The organism is Luteibacter sp. E-22 (assembly GCF_049913125.1).
Lineage (GTDB): Bacteria > Pseudomonadota > Gammaproteobacteria > Xanthomonadales > Rhodanobacteraceae > Luteibacter.
In genome coordinates, this window is record NZ_CP183975.1 from 802,402 (window position 1) to 822,007 (window position 19,606).

The following is a 19,606-nucleotide window of genomic DNA, read 5'->3' on the forward strand; positions in this document are numbered from 1 at the left end:
GGTGATGCGCGGTCGGGAACACGGCCGGTGGGGACCGGCGGGGATCGTGTTCAGGTCCGATGGCAGGTTAGGCTGGCGTCGAAAGCATTTGCAATAGGGCCGTCCGGACGGCTATTCCGTCAGCGGTGACCGACACGCTGGCTAGTGCGCGACGAGCATCGGCACGTCCGATTGCATGAAAAGGAAGCGGGTGGTCCCGCCCAGCACCATTTCGGATAGTCGCGAGCGGCCCCAGGCTCCCATGACGATGAGGTCGGCCTGTTCCGCGTGAGCGATATCCAGCAAGGCAGGCCCGGGAGCGGCAAGTGACCTCTCGTCGAGCCGCCGGACTTCCGCCTTCACCCCATGCGTTTCCAGCCAGCCGCAGATATCGGTATCGGGCAGGGCGCATGTACCCACGTCTTCGTCGCGGCTGCCGTCGATGACGGTCACCTTCGTCGCCTTGCGTAGCAGCGGAAGCGAAGAGCGCACGGCCAGCGCGGACTCCCGGCTGCCACTCCATGCCACCAGTACGTGCTCGCCCAGGGTCGCGACCGGCGAGGCTTCCGGTACCACCAGGACGCCTCGGCTGGATGCGAAGACGGTGCGCGAGACGACGCCGAAGCCTACCGGCGCATCGCCGCGCATCGTGGACGAGCGTTCCATGACGATAAGGTCGTATCCCGCCGAGGCATGCGCGAGCAGGGTGACCGTATCGCCGTTGCCGACACGCCAGTTGCCATGGAGGTCGTGCGAGGCGAGCAGGGCGGCCCAGTCGCCGGCCACCGCCCGGGCGTCCGTCGACCGCTGGCGCACGGCGTCCAGTTGCATGGGCACGGCCTCGGGCACGGTGAACGCCGCCGCCGGAAGGTCCACCACGTGCAGGGCATCCAGACGGGCACCGAGCCGCGAGGCCATGGCCAGCGCGGCGCGCAGGCCTGCGCCCTGCGGGGGCAGCCGGCCGATATGCACGAGCAGTTCGTGGGTCATGGCCCATGGAACAACGGAGAGCGTGCCGCGGTCAATGACCGCTTCGTCTCTACCGGGGCGTCGCATCGGTTACCCTCGACCGGCACAGACCACATCAGCGGAACACCCATGGTTATCGACAGCGCACAACCCCGCTATCCCTACGCCGAGGAAGTCGCCAGCAGCGTGATCCACGGTATCGGGCTTGTCTTGAGCATCGCGGGCCTCGCCGTGCTGGTGGCTTTTTCCGCCATGTATGGCGGCACGCGCGCGGTGGTGGCGAGTTCGGTATTCGGCACCACCCTTATCCTGCTCTACACCGCCTCGACGCTCTACCACTCGATCCCCGGCGACATGGCCAAGCGCGTCCTGCGCACGCTCGACCACATCGCGATCTTCCTGCTCATCGCCGGTACCTACACGCCGTTCACCCTGCTTGCGTTGCCGGGGGCGTGGGGATGGGGCTTGTTCGGCACGATCTGGGCGCTGGCGATCATCGGTAGCGCGGCAGAGTTGGGTCTGCTGAAGCGGTATCGAAAGGCCGCGGTGGTGATGTACGTCGCCATGGGCTGGGTGGCGGTGGTGGCGATCGAGCCGTTGCGCGACAACGTACAGACAGGTGGGCTACTACTGCTCTTCGGCGGCGGGCTTGCCTATACCGCCGGCGTACCGTTCTACATGGCGCGGAAGCTGCCGTATCATCATGCCATCTGGCATTTCTTCGTGCTCGCCGGCAGCGTCCTGCATTACCTGGCGGTGTTGTTTTATGTGATTCCCGGCGCGCCGTCGCAAGGTTGATCCCCTTGCGAATCGATAGCTTGGTGGGAGCCGACCCTGTCGGCGATGCTTGCCGGACCGGCTCCCACTCGGGTTCGAAGACTTAGCTCTTCTTCGCCTTCTTCTCCTGCTCCGGAATGAAGCGCGTGCGCACGGCTTCGGCCAGCAGGTCCGGTGGCAGCAGGCCTTGGGCGATCAGGAAATCGTTGAACGCCTTGCGGTCGAAGCGATCGCCCAGCTTGGTCTGCGTTTCCGCGCGCAACTGCAGGATGCGCGTGTAGCCGTAGAAGTACGCGGTGGCCTGGCCCGGCGAGTTGAGCGTGTAGCGATCGAGTTCCTGCCGTGCCATCGGCTCGGACAAGCCCACGTCGTGCACGAGGATCTCGCGCGCCCGGTCGCGGTCGATCGTGCCGAGGTTGAGCATCGGGTCGAGGAAGGCGCGGGCCGCACGCAGCAGGCGGAACTGCAGCGCGATGAACTGCCCCGCGGGCGGTTCGTACGGCATCATTTCCGCTTCGGCGTACAGCGCCCAGCCTTCCACGTTCACGCTGTTGAAGGCGAACAGGCTGCGGGTCAATGACACGCCTTGCTCGACCATCGCCGCGAATTGCAGTTCGTGGCCTGGCCGGCCCTCATGCGCGGTGAGTGTCCATGCCGCGGCTTCGAAGGTGAAGTCGTCGTACATCTGGGTCTTGTCGCCGTCGGCCGGCGGATTGCCCGTGGTGAGCACGAAGGTGCCGCGTTGACCGGTGTTGCCGACGAAAGGCGGCGGGTCCATGTGTGGCGCGGGTGTTCGCGCGTTCTCGGCCTCGGACGCGAGGCGCATCGCCATCTGGCGTTTCGGCAGTTCGACGATGCGCTGCTCGCGGATGGTCGCTTCGATCTTGCCGATGACGTCGTGGTACGTGGGTTCGACCTTGTCCTTCGCCAGTTGCTTCTTCTTCAACGCCTTGAGTACGTCGCGGTAATCGCCGGCGGGCAAGCCTTCCGCCTTGGCCACCACGGGCGCGAGCATCTGCAGTGCATAGGTCGTTTCCATGAACTCCAGCTGCGCGCGGTCGATGAGGTCGTGTGGCGAGATGTCGAGGCCGACCTGTTCGAGGTTATAGGCGTACAACGGCTCGGGCAGGCGGAAATCCGTGCGCGCATGCGGCAGAACGACCTTTTTCACCCAGGCGTTGTAGTCCTTCAACTGTTGGTCCAGCTTCGCCATCGCCTCGTCGGAGCCGGCGACCTTCTTCTCGGCGAACAGCTTGCGAATGCCGTCGACGTACCGTTGCGTGTTGCCGAGCTTTTGCTCGATATCGGCCTTCACGGGGCCGAGCAGGGCCTTGTCACCCAATTTTTCCGTGGTGCGGGCGCGTGCCTGGTCGACCAGGGCCGTGCAGCCGGCAGTCATGCCCACGTAGCACTTCAGGCGCCCGAGGGCGGCCTTGTTCTGTTCCGGCGTGCTTTCGGCGTTGAGCAAGGAAAACTCACCGCTGAAGACGATCTGCCCGGCATCGAACCATGGCAGGAGGTACTTGTCGTTGAGGTCGATGCCCTTGATGTTGCCGTCGATCTGCTTGAGCAGGATCTGAAGATCCTGCTTCACATTGGGGTCCTTCTCTTCGGCGAGGCGCTTGTTTACCTTCGCGCGTACGTCGACCAGCGCGGCGCGCTGGCGCTTGTCGACGTCGGGTCCCAGGTCCACCGTCTTTTCATCGAAACCCTTGAGGCCGATGTCGGTGGCGGATTCGGGACTGAAGCGGGCGGTGACATCGAGCAGCGCCTGCGCGTCGGCGTTGCTGCGGGCGATCCAGGCGGGTTGCGCCGTTTCCGCGTGCAGGCCGCCGATGGCGAAGGTCACGGCAGTGGCGAGGATGAGTCGTCGGAACATGCGTATCTCCCCAGTGAAGTCCGGCGAGACTAGCTTCTGCGGACGGCGCGCGCCAATGTGCCTGATGGCCGATCAGCTGAAGAGCAGTGCGAGCCCCGCCATGCCGATCATGAGGAAGGAGATCACCACCTTGGCGAGGATGCCCACCAGCATGCCGATCCAGGTGCCGATGCCCACGTGGGCGGAGCGGAGGATGCTGGTTCCCGACCATAGCTCGCCGATCACCGCACCGGCGAACGGCCCGATCAACAGGCCGGGGATGCCGAAGAACATCCCCACGGTGGTCCCGATGCCCGCGCCCCACAAGGCGCGCGGGCTGGCGCCGATCCGTTTCGCGCCGAGCGACGCCGAGACGAAATCCAGCGCGACGCCGACCGCGCCGACGATGCCGATCGCCACCAGCCAACCCCAGCCGAGGTGGCGGTATTCGTCCACGGCGGCGGCCAGCCAGATGCCGCCGAAGATCATGGGGATGCCGGGCAGTACCGGCAGGACCGCACCCACCACGCCACCGACGATCAACGCGATGGCGAGCAGGTAGAGGACGATCTCCATCAACGGAAGGCCTCTCGGTACTCCGGCTTCAGGTATGCCGAAAACGATTCGCTGGGCACGTCGACGGCCTGGGGGCCGGCGGCGTAGGAAGCTACCTGGTAAGGCGGAAAGATGAAGGTGAGGCCATGCACCTTGTCGTCCGGCCCGGTGAGCAGGCTGAACACCCGGTAGTGGTCCTTGCCCGGCGCCGTGCCTTCGTCTATTTGCTCACTGTCGGAGGCGAGCGGCTCGTCCTGGTCGTCCAGCGCCGTGAGCAACTGCCTGCGCGCTTCCGCGGCGAAGGCACTCTCGGCGGCGTGCGGATCGGCGAAGAGATCGTTTATCCCAACGACCCGCTGGTCGTCGAGGTCATAGGTGAAACTGTCGACGATGGGCGCGGGATGGGCCCCGCCGGTGAAGGCCGAGCCGTCGACCTGCACGTTGATGAAGCGGTCGGTGCGGGCGGCCACGGCGATGTCCAGGTTCAGGTCCCAGGGCAGTTCGCGCGCCCGCGCCTTGGCGCCTGGTGCATCGAGGCTGGTGAGGAAGGACTCCTTTTGCCGCTCCACATAGCGATCGATGGCGCCGCGCAACGGTGCCGCTTTTGGCGGCAACTCCGGGAGTTTCAGTTCCATCGTGTACAGGCCCTCCCTTCCGGATTGGGTATCCTTGGCCATGTTCGCCTTTGCGGGCGGTGGCGTATCCCCATCGTTCGTCCGGTCGGCGCCGTCGCGGCAGGCCACGAGCCCGGCCGTGGCGAAGACCAGCGACAGGATGTGTCGCACCAGCATGTTGCATCTCTCCCTGCGAGGATCGCATCTTACCGTAGCTCTTCGTTAGCGGAGAGCGCGTCAACGAACCAAAGGACCAGCGTGCATACCGCGATGACGGAGTCCGTCACCCTGCTCAAGGCCGATGAGCTCGGCCGCATCGAACGCGTGGAGCGCGACGGCGTGCTGCTGATCCGCCGCGACATCGGCGCCGCCCGCTGGTGGGCCCGCTGGTTCGCCCGCCGTGCCGCGGCGCGCGAGGCGCGTGCGTTGAACCGGCTGGATGGCATCGACGGCGTGCCGCGCCTGCTCGCATGGGACGGTCGCGTGCTGGAGCGCAGCTACATGGCGGGCCAGCCGATGCAGCTGGGCAAGCCGCTCGACGCGGCCTATTACCGCGACGCGCTGCGCCTGCTCGCCGTGCTGCACCGCCGTGGCATCGTCCATAACGACCTGGCCAAGGAGCCGAACTGGCTCGTCCGCGAGGACGGCTCGCCAGGCCTGGTGGATTTCCAGATCGCCTGGACCCGCGGCCGGCGCGGCGCGCTGTTCCGCCTGCTGGCGCGCGAGGACCTGCGCCACTTGCTCAAGCACAAGCGCACCTATGCGGCGGAACGTCTTTCGGTGCGGCAACGCGCGATGCTCGCGCGCCCTGCGGCGCATTCCCGCCTGTGGCGTGCCACCGGGAAGCGCCTGTACAAGCTGATCGCGCGGCGGATCTTCGGTTACTGGGATAACGAAGGGCAGGGCCGCATTCGCCGTTGAGCCCACCTCGCGCCCTTATTTCTCGACGAACGCCCGCTCGATCACGTAATCGCCCGGCTCACGCGTGCGCGGCGATGCCTGGAAGCCCTCGCCGTCCAGCAGGACGCAGATGTCCTCGAGCATCGACGGGCTGCCACAGAGCATCACGCGATCTTCGGCGGGATTCAGCTGGGGCAGGCCGGTGGCACGCGCCAGTTCGCCGTCGGCGATGGCGTCCGTGATGCGGCCACGATTGCGGAATTCCTCGCGGGTCACCGTGGGGTAGTACACGAGCTTCTCGCGCACCAGGTCGCCCAGGTACTCGTGGTTCGGCAGCTCGTTCTCGATGTAGGTGGAGTAAGCGAGGTCGTCCACGTGGCGAACGCCATGGGCAAGCACGATCTTGTCGAAGCGCTCGTAGGTTTCCGGGTCGCGGATGATCGAGAGGAAGGGGGCCAGGCCGGTGCCGGTGCCCAGCAGGTAGAGCCGCTTGCCCGGCTTGAGGTCGTTGAGGACCAGGGTGCCCGTCGGCTTGCGGCTGACGATGATGGGATCGCCCGGCTTCAGGTGCTGGAGCCGGGACGTGAGCGGGCCGTCCTGCACCTTGATGCTGAAGAACTCCAGGTGCTCTTCGTAGTGCGCGCTCGCGATGGAGTAGGCGCGCATCAAGGGCCGCCCGTCGACCTCCAGCCCGATCATCACGAAATGCCCGCTCTCGAACCGGAAGCCGGGATCGCGGGTGGTGCGGAAACTGAAAAGACTGTCATTCCAGTGGTGCACGTCGATGACGTGCTCGGTCGCCAATGCCACCATGGTTGCTTGAACCTCGAAAAACGAAAGGGACGGGCCATCGCGCCGTGCGCGTAGCCTGGGGATCGGCTGGGGAAGCGGCCCGTGGGCCGCGCTGCCTCGCGCATGGCGTCGCACCCGTGTAGGTGCGCGCCCATGGAGCGTAAGTTTAAATCAAACGGGCGGGGGCCGCCCTGCGGGCGCCTGAACGCGCCCTGGTCTAAGATGCGGGGCCGCCCAGCAGGAGAATACCCGGTGCCCAAACCCGACTACGCCGTGGGCCAGTCCTGGAACTACCGCACCCGCCCCGGCGAGGAAGCGTCGCGCGTGGCGATCCGTCACATCGACCATGAACCGGAAGACGGCGAGGTTTTCCACGTCTCGATCCTGGACGTGAACCTACGCAACCACCGGGTGCCGGGAGGCATGCAGCGGGCCATGAACCACGCCGCCGTATCCCGGGCCACGCTCGATGCAAGCCTGCTCGCGCCAGCAGGCGAGGCCGACGCGGACGAAAGCTGGCGCGATGGATACGGCGTCTGGCGCCAGGCCTACGACAACGGCGACGCGGGCATCTTCGAGATCCCGGTGAGCGAGATCCTCGGCTATATCGAGATGGTCGTCGCCGCCTCTGGCGAGTCCCGCGGATAAAAAAAGAGCGCCCGGTCTACGGAAACCGGCAGGGGAGAGTCCGGTTTCCGTAGAGGGGCGCAAGTGTCACACAGGGATATCGTCGGTCTTACGCAACCTTAGAAGTCGTAGCTGACCGCCAGGCGGGCATAGCGTGGGTCCTGGGTGTACAGCGGGACGCGGTAGATCGGATGCGGCGAACCGCGCGTCTCGAACTCTGTCGGATAACGGAACGTCGGACGCTGCTGGTTGAGCACGTTGAAGACGTTCGCCGAGAACGCCAGCTTCGAACCCGCCCATTCCGGCCGGTACGTCACGCCCAGGTCCAGCTGGAAGGTCCACGGCAGGCGGCCCTTGTCGCCGGGGGGCGAGGGCTGGCCGTCGCACCAGTGATACGAGCTGCCGTAATGCGCGGGATCCTCCTGGTTCGGGCCCCAGTAGCCGAGGCAGACTTCCGGTGCCCCCGAGATGGCCTGCAGGTTGCCGGACAGCTGCCATTCCGGCGCGAACTGCCAGTAGCCGTATGCCTTGAATACATGCCGGTGATCGTTGCCGAGCGGACCGTTGGCGTAGTCCATGACGTAATGGTTGTCCCAATCCACGCTGCCCGCCGCACCCGCCTGACGGGTATCGGTGCGGGCCTGGCCTTCCGTGTTGCCGTAGGAATGCGACCAGACGTAGTCGAACTTGCCGTACCAGGTGCCATCGAACTGGTGCTCGGTGTAGAACTCAGCGCTCAGGTAGCGACGCTTGGTCTTCGGCATGCCCATTTCTTCGCGGCTGAGCGGCACGACGAACGGATTGCCGGCGGAGTCGAGCAACGTGAACTTGTTCGAATGTCCGCCATTGACGAGATAGCAGCTGTTCGTCGAACCCACGGTGTAGCCGAGTGACTCGGCCTTGTTCGTGACGACATCGAGGTCGCAGAAGTCGTCGATGACCGCGTTGAGCTTGCGCTGGGTCAGCTTGACGCCGTAGGTCCAGTGCTCGTTGAAGGTCTTGTCGAAGCCCAGGATGAATTCGTCCTGGTTCTCGGACTTGAGATCCTTCGCCGCGACGGTACGCGGGTCCGGCGGGATGCCGTAGGAGTTGTTACCGGATACCACGCCGCTGAACTGGGTGAGGCCGGTCGGCGTGCCGTCCACCGGGTTAATGCCGGAGTAGGTGAAGTATTGCTGCGTGGCGGTATAGCCGGCAGCCGCGCCCGTGGCCGGGTTGAGCGGCAGGCCGAGATAGTAACGACCGGCGTTGGCGTACACCTTGAAGGTGCCGTCACCGTTGACGTCCCACGAGGCACCCAGGCGCGGCGCCCACTGCGGACGCGTCTGCTCGATGAACGGCTCGCCGAACTGGTTGTAGTCGGTGAACTGGTCGTTGCGCAGACCGAGGGAGAGCAGCCAGCGGTCGCTGACCTGCCACTTGTCCTCGATGTACTGGGCCTTCTGGTCGGAGCGGACATCGACGAGGTTGTTGTTGACGTTCCTGCTGACCCAGTAGCCGCCCTGGCCGTTCGGGAACAGTCCCGGCGCGGGCACGAAATTGCGTCCCGGCGTGTTGTCGATGGCTTCGTTCGGATCGTCCGATTTGCCGTAGGACCAGACGTAACCCGGTCCCGGGCTCTGCGTTCCGAAGTCTTCGACGCGCGAGCGCACGTTGTCGATACCGACCGAGATGGTGTGGTCACCGAGCACGTAGGCGACGTCGAAGCGGAAGTTGGTCGACTTGTTGCCGCGACCCGGCGAACTGATATCGCCTACCTGATTGTTCTGGATCGGACGGCCCCCATTGAGAGCCGGGTTCTGGCGCGTCGGATTGTCGACGCGGATCAGGTCCGGATCGTATTCGGTCGGCTGGTCGTAGTTCTTGCTCGACATCTTGCCGTACATCGCGCTCACGGTCAGGTTGTCCGTGATGTAGCCCGTGTACTTCGCCACCCAGAGATCGCCGCCGGTCTTGGTATCGTTGAGGTCGCCGATGCGCGCGGTGCGCGAAAGATTGGCGTAGTCGTAGCTGTAGCGGGTGCCCGAGCCTTCGCGCTTGTCGCCGGCGCTGGTCAGTTCCAGGATGTTGCTGTCGTTGATGTTCCAGTCCAGCTTGCCGTACCAGCGCGGGTTGCTGTAATTCCTCGTGTCGGCGGGCGTGTTGCTGCCAACGTTATTGACCTCGCGAAGACCCTGCTTCTCGAACTCGCCTGCCAGGAAGAAGAACAGCTTGTCCTTGATCAGCGGACCGCCTGCATAGGCGCTGACGGTCGTCGTCCACTTGTCGTTCTGGCTTTTCGGTTGGTAAAGATCGCCCGCGGGCGCGGATTCGGGCGTGTTCGCGTAGTGCAGGTTCGGCTGCGAGGCGCGGGCCCAGTTCGGCTCCCAGAGGACCTGTGCGCCGTAGTGCCACTCGTTGGTGCCCCGCTTGCCCACCTGGCTGATCACGCCACCGTCCGAACGGCCGTATTGGGCGCTGTAACCGCCGGTGTAGACCTCTTGCTGGTCCACCGCGCCGTAGGGCAACTGCAGTCCGCCGAGGGCGTTCAGTGGATCGGTCGTATTGAAGCCGTTGACGTAGTAGGCATTTTCGTTGGCCGCGGCGCCGCCGAAGCTGACCACCGAACGACCGGTATCGCTGGCGAAGCCGCCACCGTTGTTGACCACGCCCGGAGCAAGTCGCGCGATGGCCTCGGCGGAGCGCCCGAGGGGCATCCGGGAAAGCTGCTCGGATGTAATGACGGTGCGCGAATCGACGGCGGTGACGTCGATGCTGGGCAGGGTGGTACCGGTGACGGTGACGCCTTCCAGGCTCGCCGCATCGCTGGCGGCAGCGGCTGCTGGCGCGGCAAAGGACACGTCGGTGCTCGCGCCCACGCGCAGGGTCACGTCCTTGCGAGTGTCGACGACGGCGCCATCGCGCATGAGGGTGACGGTGTACGTACCCAGTGGCAGCTGGGTCGCGCTGTAGCGTCCGCGCTCGTCGACAGGCACTTCGCGACGAAAACCCGCACCGCTCTCGACGACGACGGTTTCATTGCCGCCCACCGGAACCGAGCCATTGAGTGCGCCCGTGGTGGACTGCGCGTAAACGCTCGAAACGCCGCCCAGGCAGGTACATACCGCCAGTGCGAGTGCGCTCCTGCGAGAGAGAAACTGCTTCTTCATGCCTTCCCCGGAAAGTGATGCCACAAAAAATGAAGACAACACGGGACCGTGGCGCCGGGCCCCCGCCCGGCGCTGAGATATGGAGTCTCGCTGACCCCTCCCGCGCTCCATTGCTGCATTCCCCATTTGCCTCGATCCAAATGGGTCAAGCCGACGGTTTACAGCACGTCGGCTGCGTTGTCTAGCAGCCAAAACACTCCATGGGATAGCCGTCCAGCCGTCCAAATGTAATGTCGCGGCGCAGCAGAAAATGAGGTAACTATGGGGATTTGTGGGGTTTTATGCGTTCGAAAAAGCTTGCCGGAAAGGTGCCTGCATGCCGTCGGCATGCCGCGTAAAAATTTACGCGGTGCTTGCCTGGGAACCCCCTTCCTGTACCGGATTCGGGCGATGGGTTTGGATCGAGGCAAATCTCGTGCCAAGTTCTTGCGATCGCTCGTCCCGATCGGTCGTCACCCGTCATCCACCCGGCCTGACCGACATTCCGGCGAATGAAGATCGCGACCTACAACGTCAATGGCATCCGCTCCCGTCTCCCCCACCTGATCGAGTGGCTCGAGCGGGAATCGCCCGATATCGCATGCCTGCAGGAACTGAAGGCGGTGGACACGGGATTTCCCATCGAGGCGATCAACGATGCCGGGTACGGAGCGCTCTGGGCTGGCCAGGCCTCATGGAATGGGGTGGCCATCCTGGCGAAGGGAGCGGACCCGGTGGAAAGCCGCCGCGGACTACCCGGAGACGAAAAGGACACCCAGAGCCGTTACCTGGAGGCGGCGGCGCACGGCGTCCTCGTCGGATGCCTTTACCTGCCCAACGGCAATCCATGGCCCGGCCCGAAGTTCGACTACAAGCTGGCGTGGTTCGAGCGCTTCGTCCGGCATGCCAGGGGCCTGCTCGACAGCGGACACCCCGTGGTGCTGGCGGGTGACTACAACGTCGTGCCGACGGATGAGGACATCTACGACCCCAAGGGATGGCGCCGTGACGCCTTGCTGCAGCCAGAGAGCCGTGAGGCGTATGCGAGGCTTCTGGCGCAGGGGTGGACGGACGCACTGCGCGCCATCCATCCCGGGGAGCGCATCTACACGTTCTGGGATTACTTCCGCCAGCATTGGCCGCGTGACCGGGGGCTCCGGATCGACCATCTGCTGCTGTCGCCGGACCTCGCCGGCCGGCTCAAGGATGCCAATGTCGATCGCTGGGTTCGCGATCTACCCAAGGCCAGCGACCACGCCCCGGTGTGGGTCGAGGTGGGAAAACCCGCCCGGAAGCGGGCGTAGCGCGACTGGAAACGTTTTCACGAAGATGAATCCCCACGCCGCACTTGCCAGCGGCGACAGAGTTCATAGACTAGGCGGCTATTGGGGGAGGCGGACCAATCGAGCATGAAGATCGATGGCGGTAGCGGCAAGCGCGCCGAACCGGTGATGCTCAGTGAGGTCGCCGAGCGGTTGCATAACCCGCGTATCGATCGCATCGTGGCGAGTTTCCGCGAGTACCACGTCTCGCTGATGCGTACGGTGGTTCTGGGCTTCGTCGTCATCTGGTCCGCCGCATGGCTCCAGGGCCCCGCGCCCATGGCGGTCGAGGCCCACCGCGTGGTCCCCGTCGCGGCCGCCTTGTTCGTGCTCAGTGCCTTCTGGATGCTTGGCATCCGGGCGGATTCGTTGCGCCAGAACGTAGCGATCGACGCCGTCGGCGGTGTCGCCAACTTCGTCATGGTCGCCGTCCTGCTGAAGTCGGCGTTCATGTTGCTCATTACGCTGACCCCGGTGCTGCCCTTCCTCTCCGTGGCCCTGGGCGTGCGTTACAGCCGCTGGGCCTTCGTCGCCAGCGTGGCCGCGTCGGTGGCCATCCTGGCCGTGGTGGCCCCGGATGGTTTCTGGATCGCTCGCCCGGCTTATGCGTTATATGCCTTGGCGCTGGTGATCGTGCTCCCGATGACGCTCTACCGCATGATGGACGCGTTGCGCGAGGTGTCGGCGGAAGCGATCGCCTCGCGTGAGGCGCAGCACCGCTTCATCTCGATGATGAGCCACGAGATGCGCACGCCGCTGGGGACGGTGATACATGCCGCTTCGCTGCTCGACACCTCGGCCATGAACGACGACCAGCGCCGCCTGGTGGCCCTGCTTTCCACCAATGCCAATGCCTTGCTGCACCGCGTGAACGCCGTGCTGGATGTGGCGTCTTTCGCCGGCGGCAGCTTCAACCTTCGTCATCAGGCCTTCGCTTTCGACGAGGTGTTGGCGACGGTGGGTGCCGTTTGCCGTCCTTACGCGGCCGAGAAGCGGATCGCTTTCAGCCTTTCGCGCGATGCCTCGGTCGAGGGCGTGTTCTCGGGCGACCCCGGGCGAATCGAGCAGGTGCTGTCCAACCTCGTCTCCAATGCACTGAAGTTCACTCCACCAGGAGGATCGGTCGACGTGCGCGTGGAATTGCTGGAAAGCGTGGCGGGCCGCGATCCGACCATCGTCTGCACCGTGACGGATACCGGCATCGGCATCGCCGACAGCGACAAGCAGCGGATCTTCGATCCGTTCCACCAGTTGAGCGCGGGCGAAAGCCGGCGCCAGGAGGGAGTAGGACTGGGACTCTACATCGTGCGTAACGTCTCCGAGCAAATGCAGGGCAGCCTCGACGTCGGCGACAACCCCATGGGTGGCTCGGTCTTCAGCTGGCGCTTCACCTTGCCTCGCGCGGCCGCCGGGGCACGCAGCGTGGCCGACACGCCGCTGGTGGACCTGCTCGACGACCACAGGGGACGGGTCGCTCCGCTGCGCTGCCTGGTGGTAGACGACAATGCCGCCAATCGCGAGATCGTGGGGCGCATCCTGGAGCGCGCCGGTCACCTGCCCGTGTTCAGTGCCAGTGGCGATGAAGCCTTGTCGCGCCTGGCCAACGAAGGCGTCGACCTGATCTTCATGGACCTGCATATGCCCGGCAGTTCCGGCTGGGATGTGCTTGGTCGCATCGAGGTTGCCCGGCGCACAGGCAGCGTGCCGCCGATCGTGATGCTCAGCGCGGATTCCAGCCACGACGCCGTGCGCATCGCCTTCAGGGCGGGTGCGCGGGCCTACCTGACGAAGCCGATCGCGGCGCAACGCCTGCTGGACGTGATCGAAGCCGTCGCGGAGGAGCGCGAGCTGGAGCATGCGGTGCGGCATTGGCAGCCGGTGATCGAGTCACCGGGGAATGGGCGCACCAACACCGGTACCCCGTTGGATGAGATGCGCGCACTCAGCAGCCAGGACGAGTTCGCCAACTTCGTCGATCTCTGCGCCCATACCACCGGCCATCACCTGGATGCGCTTCGCGCCGCGATCGCCTCGCACGACATCGCCGCGGCGTCCGAGGCGGTCCATGCCTTGCGCAACGTGCTGGGCAACCTGGGCCTACCCGGCGCGAGCCGTGTATGCGACGACATCGCCGTGATCGTCGATGCCGGCGGCGACATGCGTGCGGCCGTTGCCGAGGTCGACGCGCTGGGCCGGTCGGTACGGCGCTTCGTGGAGATCCAGCGGCAGCAGGCGGGCGTGGCGGCCGACGCGTGACGACACTGGATGAGCTGGCCAGCGACATCGATGAAAGAGAGCGCCATGTAGCGGGTATCAAGCCCGACAACGAGGCACGCATCGTGTTTGGCGCAGGCGTGCCTCACGAACGTCAGCCGCTGTCGGTCGTCTACCTGCACGGCTTCACCGCCAGCCAGGCGGAGGGCGCGCCGGCACATCGTACGATCGCCCGCGCCTGTGCGGCCCATCTCTTCCTCAATCGCCTCACCGGACACGGCACGGACGAACCGGCGGCCATGGCTGGCGCTTCGCCGGAACGCTGGCGCGGGGACGCCGACGCGGCGCTGGAGATCGGCCTGCGCCTGGGCGAAAAGATCGTGCTCGTGTGCACGTCGATGGGTGCGTCGCTCGCCCTCGATCTGGCGGTGCGCCGCCCGGATGCCGTCGCGGCCGTGGTGGCCTGGTCGCCGGGTATCCGCGTGCACGATCCCGAGCAGTTGCGCGCGGCGGTCTTGCTGCAAGGCGCCGTGGTGCCGCCGGGAGAGAGATCGCCGTTCCAGCGGCGCTACTGGTCGTCCGTGGTCCATTCCGACGGCTACCGCGCCATCGCGCGGCTCTTCATCGAGTGGATGCGGCCGGAGCGCCTGGGTTCCATTGTTTGCCCGGTGTTCTTCGGCATATGGGACGGCGGCGAAGGCGACCGGGATACGCTCACGTCGGTGGCGGCGATGCGCGAGGCGTTCGCGTGGCTGGGCACCGCGCCATCGCGGCGCAGGCTGGTGGCCTACGATCACGCCGCGCACGTGCTCGCCTCACCCGAGCGTTCCCCCGCCGCCGCACGGGTACTCGCCGATTCGCTGGCCTTCCTGCACGACGTGGGCGTCGCGCGCTGACGGGCTGCGGACGCGCTATCGTTGCCCGTTCCGAAGGAGGTCGACCCTGTGCGTTTCCAACGCGCGATCGCTGCGTGGGTGTTTGTCTGGCTGGCGGTTGCCGGCTGGCTGGCGTTCGCCAGCGACACCTTGGCGGCGGATAGCCGCGATCGCGACATCGGCCAGTTCTACCACACGGCATGGACGGTCCGCGAAGGCGCACCGGGCCAGGTCACGGCCTTGGCGCAGACACGCGACGGTTATCTATGGTTGGGCACGCAAACCGGCCTCTACCGCTTCGATGGCGTGCGTTTCGAACGCTATCGTCCCCGCCAGGGAGGAGATTTCCAGGCGTCCAGCGTGGCCTCCCTCTATGCGCCCCCCTCCGGCGGCTTGTGGGTGGGGTTCCGCTATGGCGTGGCGAGTTTCGTCGACGGGGACCGGGCCACGCATTACGCGGCATCGTCCGGCCTGCCGACGGGAACGCTGTATGCCATGGGCGGCACTCCCGACGGCAACATCTGGGCGGCGACCTTCAATGGCCTTGTCCGCCTGGATCACGGGCGCTGGATATCGGTGGGCCCTTCGATGGGATTGCCTGGCATGCGCGCCCGCAACCTGTTCGTGGATCGCGAAGGCCGTCTCTGGGTGGCGACCGAAGATGCACTGGCCTGGTTGCCGCGTGGCGGTCACCGCTTCGAAGTGGCGACACGCGAGGTCGGGCGGGTGAACCGCATCGCCGAGGCCGCCGACGGTTCGATCTGGGTCGCCGAAGCCGATGGCGGCGTGCGTCCCGCGTGGGCGGGCGGGACCGATCCTTCCGAAGCCGGCCCCGTGCTGAGATTGTCGTCAGCGGGCTTGCTGTTCGACCGCGACGGCGCGTTATGGATGCCGACATTGGGTGATGGCATCCGCCGCGTACCCCGGGTACGCGATCTTCCGCGTCGCATGATCGGCGCGGAAAGTGCGGAGGCGCAACGTTTCCTGGAGCGCGACGGGCTCAGTTCCGATTACGCCAGCAGCGTGATCCAGGATCGCGAAGGCAACGTCTGGGTGGGCGGCAGCCGGGGACTCGATCGTTTTCGGGTGAGTCGCCTGCTGCCGGCGATGCTTCCTTCCGGCGCAACGGATTTCGCCATGGTGGCGGCGAAGAAGCATGGCGTCTGGGTCGGCACCAAAAGCCGGCCATTGAGCCGGGTCGACGCGAATGGCATCGAACCCATCGCATTGACCGAGGCGATCACTGCCGCCAGCCGTGATGACGACGGCATCTGGCTCGGCGGTCCTGGTGGCCTCTGGCGCTTGCACGATGGCAAACCCGAGCCGTTCGCTCCGTTGCCCTATCCGGATTACTCCGGCGTGCAGGCGGTGGTGGGCGATGGCAAAGGCGGCGCCTGGGTATCGGTCAACCGGCCCGGCATCTTTCACTTCACTGAAGGTGGCTGGGAACACGATCCGCTGCCGGCTGTCCCCATCGATTCGGCCCCCCTGGTCTTGATGAACGACCACCGTGGGCGGCTATGGATGGGGTTCGCCCGTAACAACATCCTCGTCCGCTCGCAAGGCGGGGACCTCGTGCTCGGTTCGGGCGAAGGGTTGGTGGTGGGCAATGTCACGGCGCTGCTCGAAGACGGCGAGGCCGTATGGGTCGGTGGCGAACTCGGCCTCGGCGTCGTCGTCGCCGGTCGGGCGCGGATGATCGCGATGGCGGACGATCCGCTGCGCGGTGTCTCCGGCCTGGTCCGCGATCATCGTGGCGACTTCTGGGCCAACGCCGCGCAGGGCGTTGTCCGGATAGCCGCGGCCGACATGGCGCGTGCATTGGAAGATCCGGACTACCGGCCTCCGAGCACCCTGTTCGATTCCCTCGACGGCTTGCCGGGCACACCCGCGCAATTCAGGCCGTTGCCCACGGCGGTCGTGGCCGACGATGGCCGGCTATGGTTCGCCACCACGAGTGGCATCGTCTCCATCGATCCCGCGAACGTGCCTCACAATTCCCTGGCCCCACCGGTGTCCATTCACTCCGTTTCCACGGATATCGGCACGTGGCCCGCGGGCCCTCGCATCGATCTGCCCGCGCATACCGAGCGGCTGCGGATCGCGTTCACGGCCACGAGCCTGAGCGTGCCCGAACGCGTGCGCTTCCGCTATCGCATGGAAGGCCTCGATACGCGTTGGCGCGACGCGGGAAACGAGCGCGAGGCCGTCTACACCGATCCACCACCGGGTCACTATGTGTTCCGTGTCACCGCGGCGAACGAAGATGGCGTGGTCAACGAGGAAGGCGCGTCGATCGAGGTCGGCGTGGCGCGTGCGTTCTACCAGATGCCATGGTTCTTCCTGCTGTGCCTGCTCGCGGTCGTGCTTCTTGCCTGGCTGGCCTTCTTCCTGCGCCTGCGCAGCATGGCCTCGCAACTGCGCGCGCGCTTGCAGGAGCGGCATGCGGAACGCGAACGCATCGCCCGGGAACTGCACGACACCTTGTTGCAGAGCATCCAGGGACTGACGATGCGATTCCAGGCCATCGCCAACCGCGTGCCGCCGGAAGAACCCCTGCGTGGGGAGATGGAACGCGCACTGGACCGCGCGGACGAAGCGCTGGTGGAGGCACGCGACCGCGTGCGCGATCTGCGCGCCCACGCCGGGGAGTCGGCCCACATCGATGTGGCGCTGCGGGCCCTGTCGTCGGCTTACGCGGCGGAACACACGGTGCCCGTGGTCGTGACCACCTATGGCGACCTGCGTGACCTGGACGACCTGGTCCGCGACGAGTTGTATGGCATCGCCCGCGAAGCCGTGCACAACGCCGTCACTCACGCGGAAGGGAGCCAGGTCGACGTGGAACTCAGGGTCGAAGACACCGAACTGGTCCTTTCGATCCGCGACGACGGCCGTGGGATCGATGAAGCGGTGCTCCGCGACGGTCGCGACGGCCATTGGGGCCTGCGTGGCATTCGCGAGCGCGCCGCCGCCATCGGCGCGCTGGTCTCGATCGCCTCGCGCCTGGACGGCGGCACGGAGGTATGCGTGCGGCTGCCCGTTGCGCTGGCCTTCCCGCACCGTGCGGGATGGCTGCGCCGGGCCCTGGATACGTTGCGCTAGCGGTAACAGCCGTTCGCGAACTGTCCCTTGGCCAGCGGGCACAGGATCGCGGCGAATCCACCGTTCGCGGAGACTTCGAACGAGAGCGTGCCATCGGCCGTGATGTTCCGTGACGTGCGGACCACGTCGCCCCGACCGATGCCGTCACGAACGATATCGGCGTGCCACGGCCCGACGCCCAGGGACGCCAGTGGCACGCTGAGCCGGCGCGCGAGCCCGGCCGAGATCGCGCCGATGAACCAGCGGTCCCCGCTACGGCGGGCGAAGATCGCATCCTGTCCCGGTGTGCCGCCGAGCAGCTTCGTCTCGTCCCATACGGTGGGAACCTGGTCGAGGAAGGCGAGCGCTTGCGGCCGGCGTTCATAGGCTTCCGGCATGTCGGCCAGGTGCGTCCAGCCTGACTCGAAGACGATCGGCAACGCCACCTCATGCGCGATCGAGGCCTCCTTGCGGCCCGCATCGAACGCCACCGGTGTGTAGTCCATGGAACCGACGACATTGCGGGTGTACGGCTGGATGGTGTTGCCCAACGCGGGTGGATCGTTCTCCGCGCCGCGCACGCCTTCCATGGTCATCAGGTGCGGCCACGTACGGGCCAGGCCATGGGGAATCGTCGCCCCGTGGAAGTTCACCATGAGGTGCAGCTTTGCCGTGTCCGCGAGGGTGTCGTCATACCAGCGATAGCGCGCCTGCGAATCGGATTCCATGAAGTCGATCTTCACTCCCTTCACGCCCCAGTCCTTCACCCGCGTGAGTTCCGCCATGCGCTTGGCGGGCGTGTCGAGTTTCGACCAGTGGAACCAGAGCAGGATGTCGACATGCTTCGCGTTCGCATAGCGGACCAGGCCTGGCACCCAGCTCTCGTTCCAGCCCTCGTCGACCAACACATAGGGAATACGGTTGCGCGCGGCGAAATCCACATACGCCTTCTGCCGCTCGGCGTTCGAAGGGCTGTCGTGTTCGCTCAGCCACGACCAGGCGACCTTGCCCGGTCGAATCCACGAGGTGTCGGCGAAGCGCGCCGGATCGGCGAGGTCGTCGACCAGCGTGGACTCCGTGACGGTGGCGAGGTCGCCGGCGATCACCGTGCGCCAGGGCGTGACACCGGTGCTTTCCACGCGGGCGTCGGCGAGGGTCAAGGCATACGTGCCGCTGTTCGCCGCGTGCGTAAGGCGGCTTCCGTCGTAGCGACCATCGGCGTTGGCTTCGGTGACCAGCACGTAGTTGTCGCCGACCCGGAACAGCGAGGGGTAACCGTAATCGCCTGGTGCGGCACCTCCCGCGGTGGTCTCGATGCGCTCTTTTTCGTACTGCGGGTTATAGGGAAGCAGCCAGGCTTTCGCCGTCGATGGAACAGCGAACGCGGTGGCTTCGCCGGTCACCGTCGCCCGAGCCGTTCCTGGCAGCTCGTAGCGGAATGCCACGCCGTCGTTGGCGACGCGCACGACGATGTCGAGCTTCTGTCCCTTGTCGTTCTGCAAGGCATATCGGGTTTCGGAAACATTGGCGTTGCGTTCCAGGCGCTTGCCGACGGTCATGCGATAGCGCTCGGTGAGCTGCCGCTGCGTGGTGCCGAGGAGCCGCAGGCCATGGGTAAGGTCCGCCTCCGTGGTGCGGAGGCCGAGGGTCTCGTCCACGAGGGTGAGGCCATGGGGATCGGTGATGGTGAGCACCGGCCGGCCGCCGTCGCGAAACACCAGCGTTGCCAGTGGTGGGCTCGCCAAGGCGGGCAGGCAGAAGCACGTGGCGAGCATGGCGGCGAGGCGGCGAGGTACGAACGAACGGCGTACGAGCTTCATCCGGCGGTTCCTGTCGGCTGCGGGAGGCATGTGCATGACGGTCCATCGCCGAGGATTCCACACGGCACCCCCGTACTCAAGGCATCCTTGGG

Annotated in this window: 14 protein-coding genes; 7 read left to right on the forward strand and 7 right to left on the reverse strand. The window is 66.0% G+C overall.

Annotated features, from left to right (window positions below):
• Positions 1–141 precede the first annotated feature (141 nt).
• Entirely contained in the window at positions 142–969 is an 828-nt protein-coding gene (locus ACN9M2_RS03465) for a universal stress protein (RefSeq protein WP_426286779.1), read from the reverse strand.
• A gap of 108 nt (positions 970–1,077) precedes the next feature.
• On the opposite strand from ACN9M2_RS03465, the gene trhA reads away from it, so the two are divergent.
• The gene (gene trhA, locus ACN9M2_RS03470) at positions 1,078–1,746 is read left to right on the forward strand and encodes a PAQR family membrane homeostasis protein TrhA (protein WP_426286780.1); all 669 of its coding nucleotides are present in this window, start codon (positions 1,078–1,080) and stop codon (positions 1,744–1,746) included.
• Between the two features lie 82 nt (positions 1,747–1,828).
• Here the strand turns inward: trhA and ACN9M2_RS03475 are convergent, their stop codons facing one another.
• From ACN9M2_RS03475 to ACN9M2_RS03485, 3 genes are all read right to left on the reverse strand, one after another.
• A complete protein-coding gene (locus ACN9M2_RS03475; RefSeq protein ID WP_426286781.1) occupies positions 1,829–3,604 on the reverse strand; it encodes a DUF885 domain-containing protein in 1,776 nt (591 codons plus the stop codon).
• A 72-nt stretch (positions 3,605–3,676) separates the two neighbouring features.
• A complete protein-coding gene (locus tag ACN9M2_RS03480; protein WP_426286782.1) occupies positions 3,677–4,159 on the reverse strand; it encodes a DUF456 domain-containing protein in 483 nt (160 codons plus the stop codon).
• Positions 4,159–4,929 carry a DUF3298 domain-containing protein gene (locus ACN9M2_RS03485; RefSeq protein ID WP_426286783.1) on the reverse strand — a complete coding sequence of 257 codons (771 nt, stop codon included), beginning with the start codon at positions 4,927–4,929 and terminating at the stop codon, positions 4,159–4,161. The genes ACN9M2_RS03480 and ACN9M2_RS03485 overlap by 1 nt, the downstream gene beginning before the upstream one ends.
• Before the next feature lie 93 nt (positions 4,930–5,022).
• Between ACN9M2_RS03485 and ACN9M2_RS03490 the strand changes: the two genes are divergently transcribed.
• Positions 5,023–5,673, forward strand: a complete 651-nt coding sequence (locus ACN9M2_RS03490; RefSeq protein ID WP_426287854.1) for a serine/threonine protein kinase — start codon at positions 5,023–5,025, stop codon at positions 5,671–5,673.
• 15 nt (positions 5,674–5,688) lie between these two features.
• On the opposite strand, the gene ACN9M2_RS03495 is transcribed toward ACN9M2_RS03490, so the two are convergent.
• Positions 5,689–6,465 carry a ferredoxin--NADP reductase gene (locus tag ACN9M2_RS03495; RefSeq protein WP_426286784.1) on the reverse strand — a complete coding sequence of 259 codons (777 nt, stop codon included), beginning with the start codon at positions 6,463–6,465 and terminating at the stop codon, positions 5,689–5,691.
• A 231-nt stretch (positions 6,466–6,696) separates the two neighbouring features.
• Between ACN9M2_RS03495 and ACN9M2_RS03500 the strand changes: the two genes are divergently transcribed.
• Entirely contained in the window at positions 6,697–7,092 is a 396-nt protein-coding gene (locus ACN9M2_RS03500) for a hypothetical protein (protein ID WP_426286785.1), read from the forward strand.
• 98 nt (positions 7,093–7,190) lie between these two features.
• Here ACN9M2_RS03500 and ACN9M2_RS03505 read toward each other — a convergent pair whose 3' ends face one another.
• Positions 7,191–10,220 (reverse strand): TonB-dependent receptor, encoded by a 3,030-nt coding sequence (locus ACN9M2_RS03505; RefSeq protein WP_426286786.1) that lies wholly within the window; start codon positions 10,218–10,220, stop codon positions 7,191–7,193.
• Positions 10,221–10,711: 491 nt separating this feature from the next.
• Here ACN9M2_RS03505 and xth point away from each other — a divergent pair, with 491 nt between their 5' ends.
• The 4 genes from xth (at position 10,712) to ACN9M2_RS03525 (ending at position 17,715) form a co-directional block, all read left to right on the forward strand.
• Complete coding sequence (gene xth, locus ACN9M2_RS03510; RefSeq protein ID WP_426286787.1) at positions 10,712–11,503, forward strand: exodeoxyribonuclease III; 792 nt, start codon at positions 10,712–10,714, stop codon at positions 11,501–11,503.
• Between the two features lie 105 nt (positions 11,504–11,608).
• Positions 11,609–13,777, forward strand: a complete 2,169-nt coding sequence (locus ACN9M2_RS03515; protein WP_426286788.1) for an ATP-binding response regulator — start codon at positions 11,609–11,611, stop codon at positions 13,775–13,777.
• The gene (locus ACN9M2_RS03520; protein WP_426286789.1) at positions 13,774–14,631 is read left to right on the forward strand and encodes an alpha/beta hydrolase; all 858 of its coding nucleotides are present in this window, start codon (positions 13,774–13,776) and stop codon (positions 14,629–14,631) included. The genes ACN9M2_RS03515 and ACN9M2_RS03520 overlap by 4 nt, the downstream gene beginning before the upstream one ends.
• A gap of 48 nt (positions 14,632–14,679) precedes the next feature.
• Positions 14,680–17,715, forward strand: a complete 3,036-nt coding sequence (locus tag ACN9M2_RS03525) for a sensor histidine kinase (RefSeq protein WP_426286790.1) — start codon at positions 14,680–14,682, stop codon at positions 17,713–17,715.
• Here the strand turns inward: ACN9M2_RS03525 and ACN9M2_RS03530 are convergent.
• A complete protein-coding gene (locus ACN9M2_RS03530; RefSeq protein WP_426286791.1) occupies positions 17,712–19,514 on the reverse strand; it encodes a glycoside hydrolase family 97 catalytic domain-containing protein in 1,803 nt (600 codons plus the stop codon). The genes ACN9M2_RS03525 and ACN9M2_RS03530 overlap by 4 nt on opposite strands.
• Between the last annotated feature and the right edge of the window lie 92 nt (positions 19,515–19,606).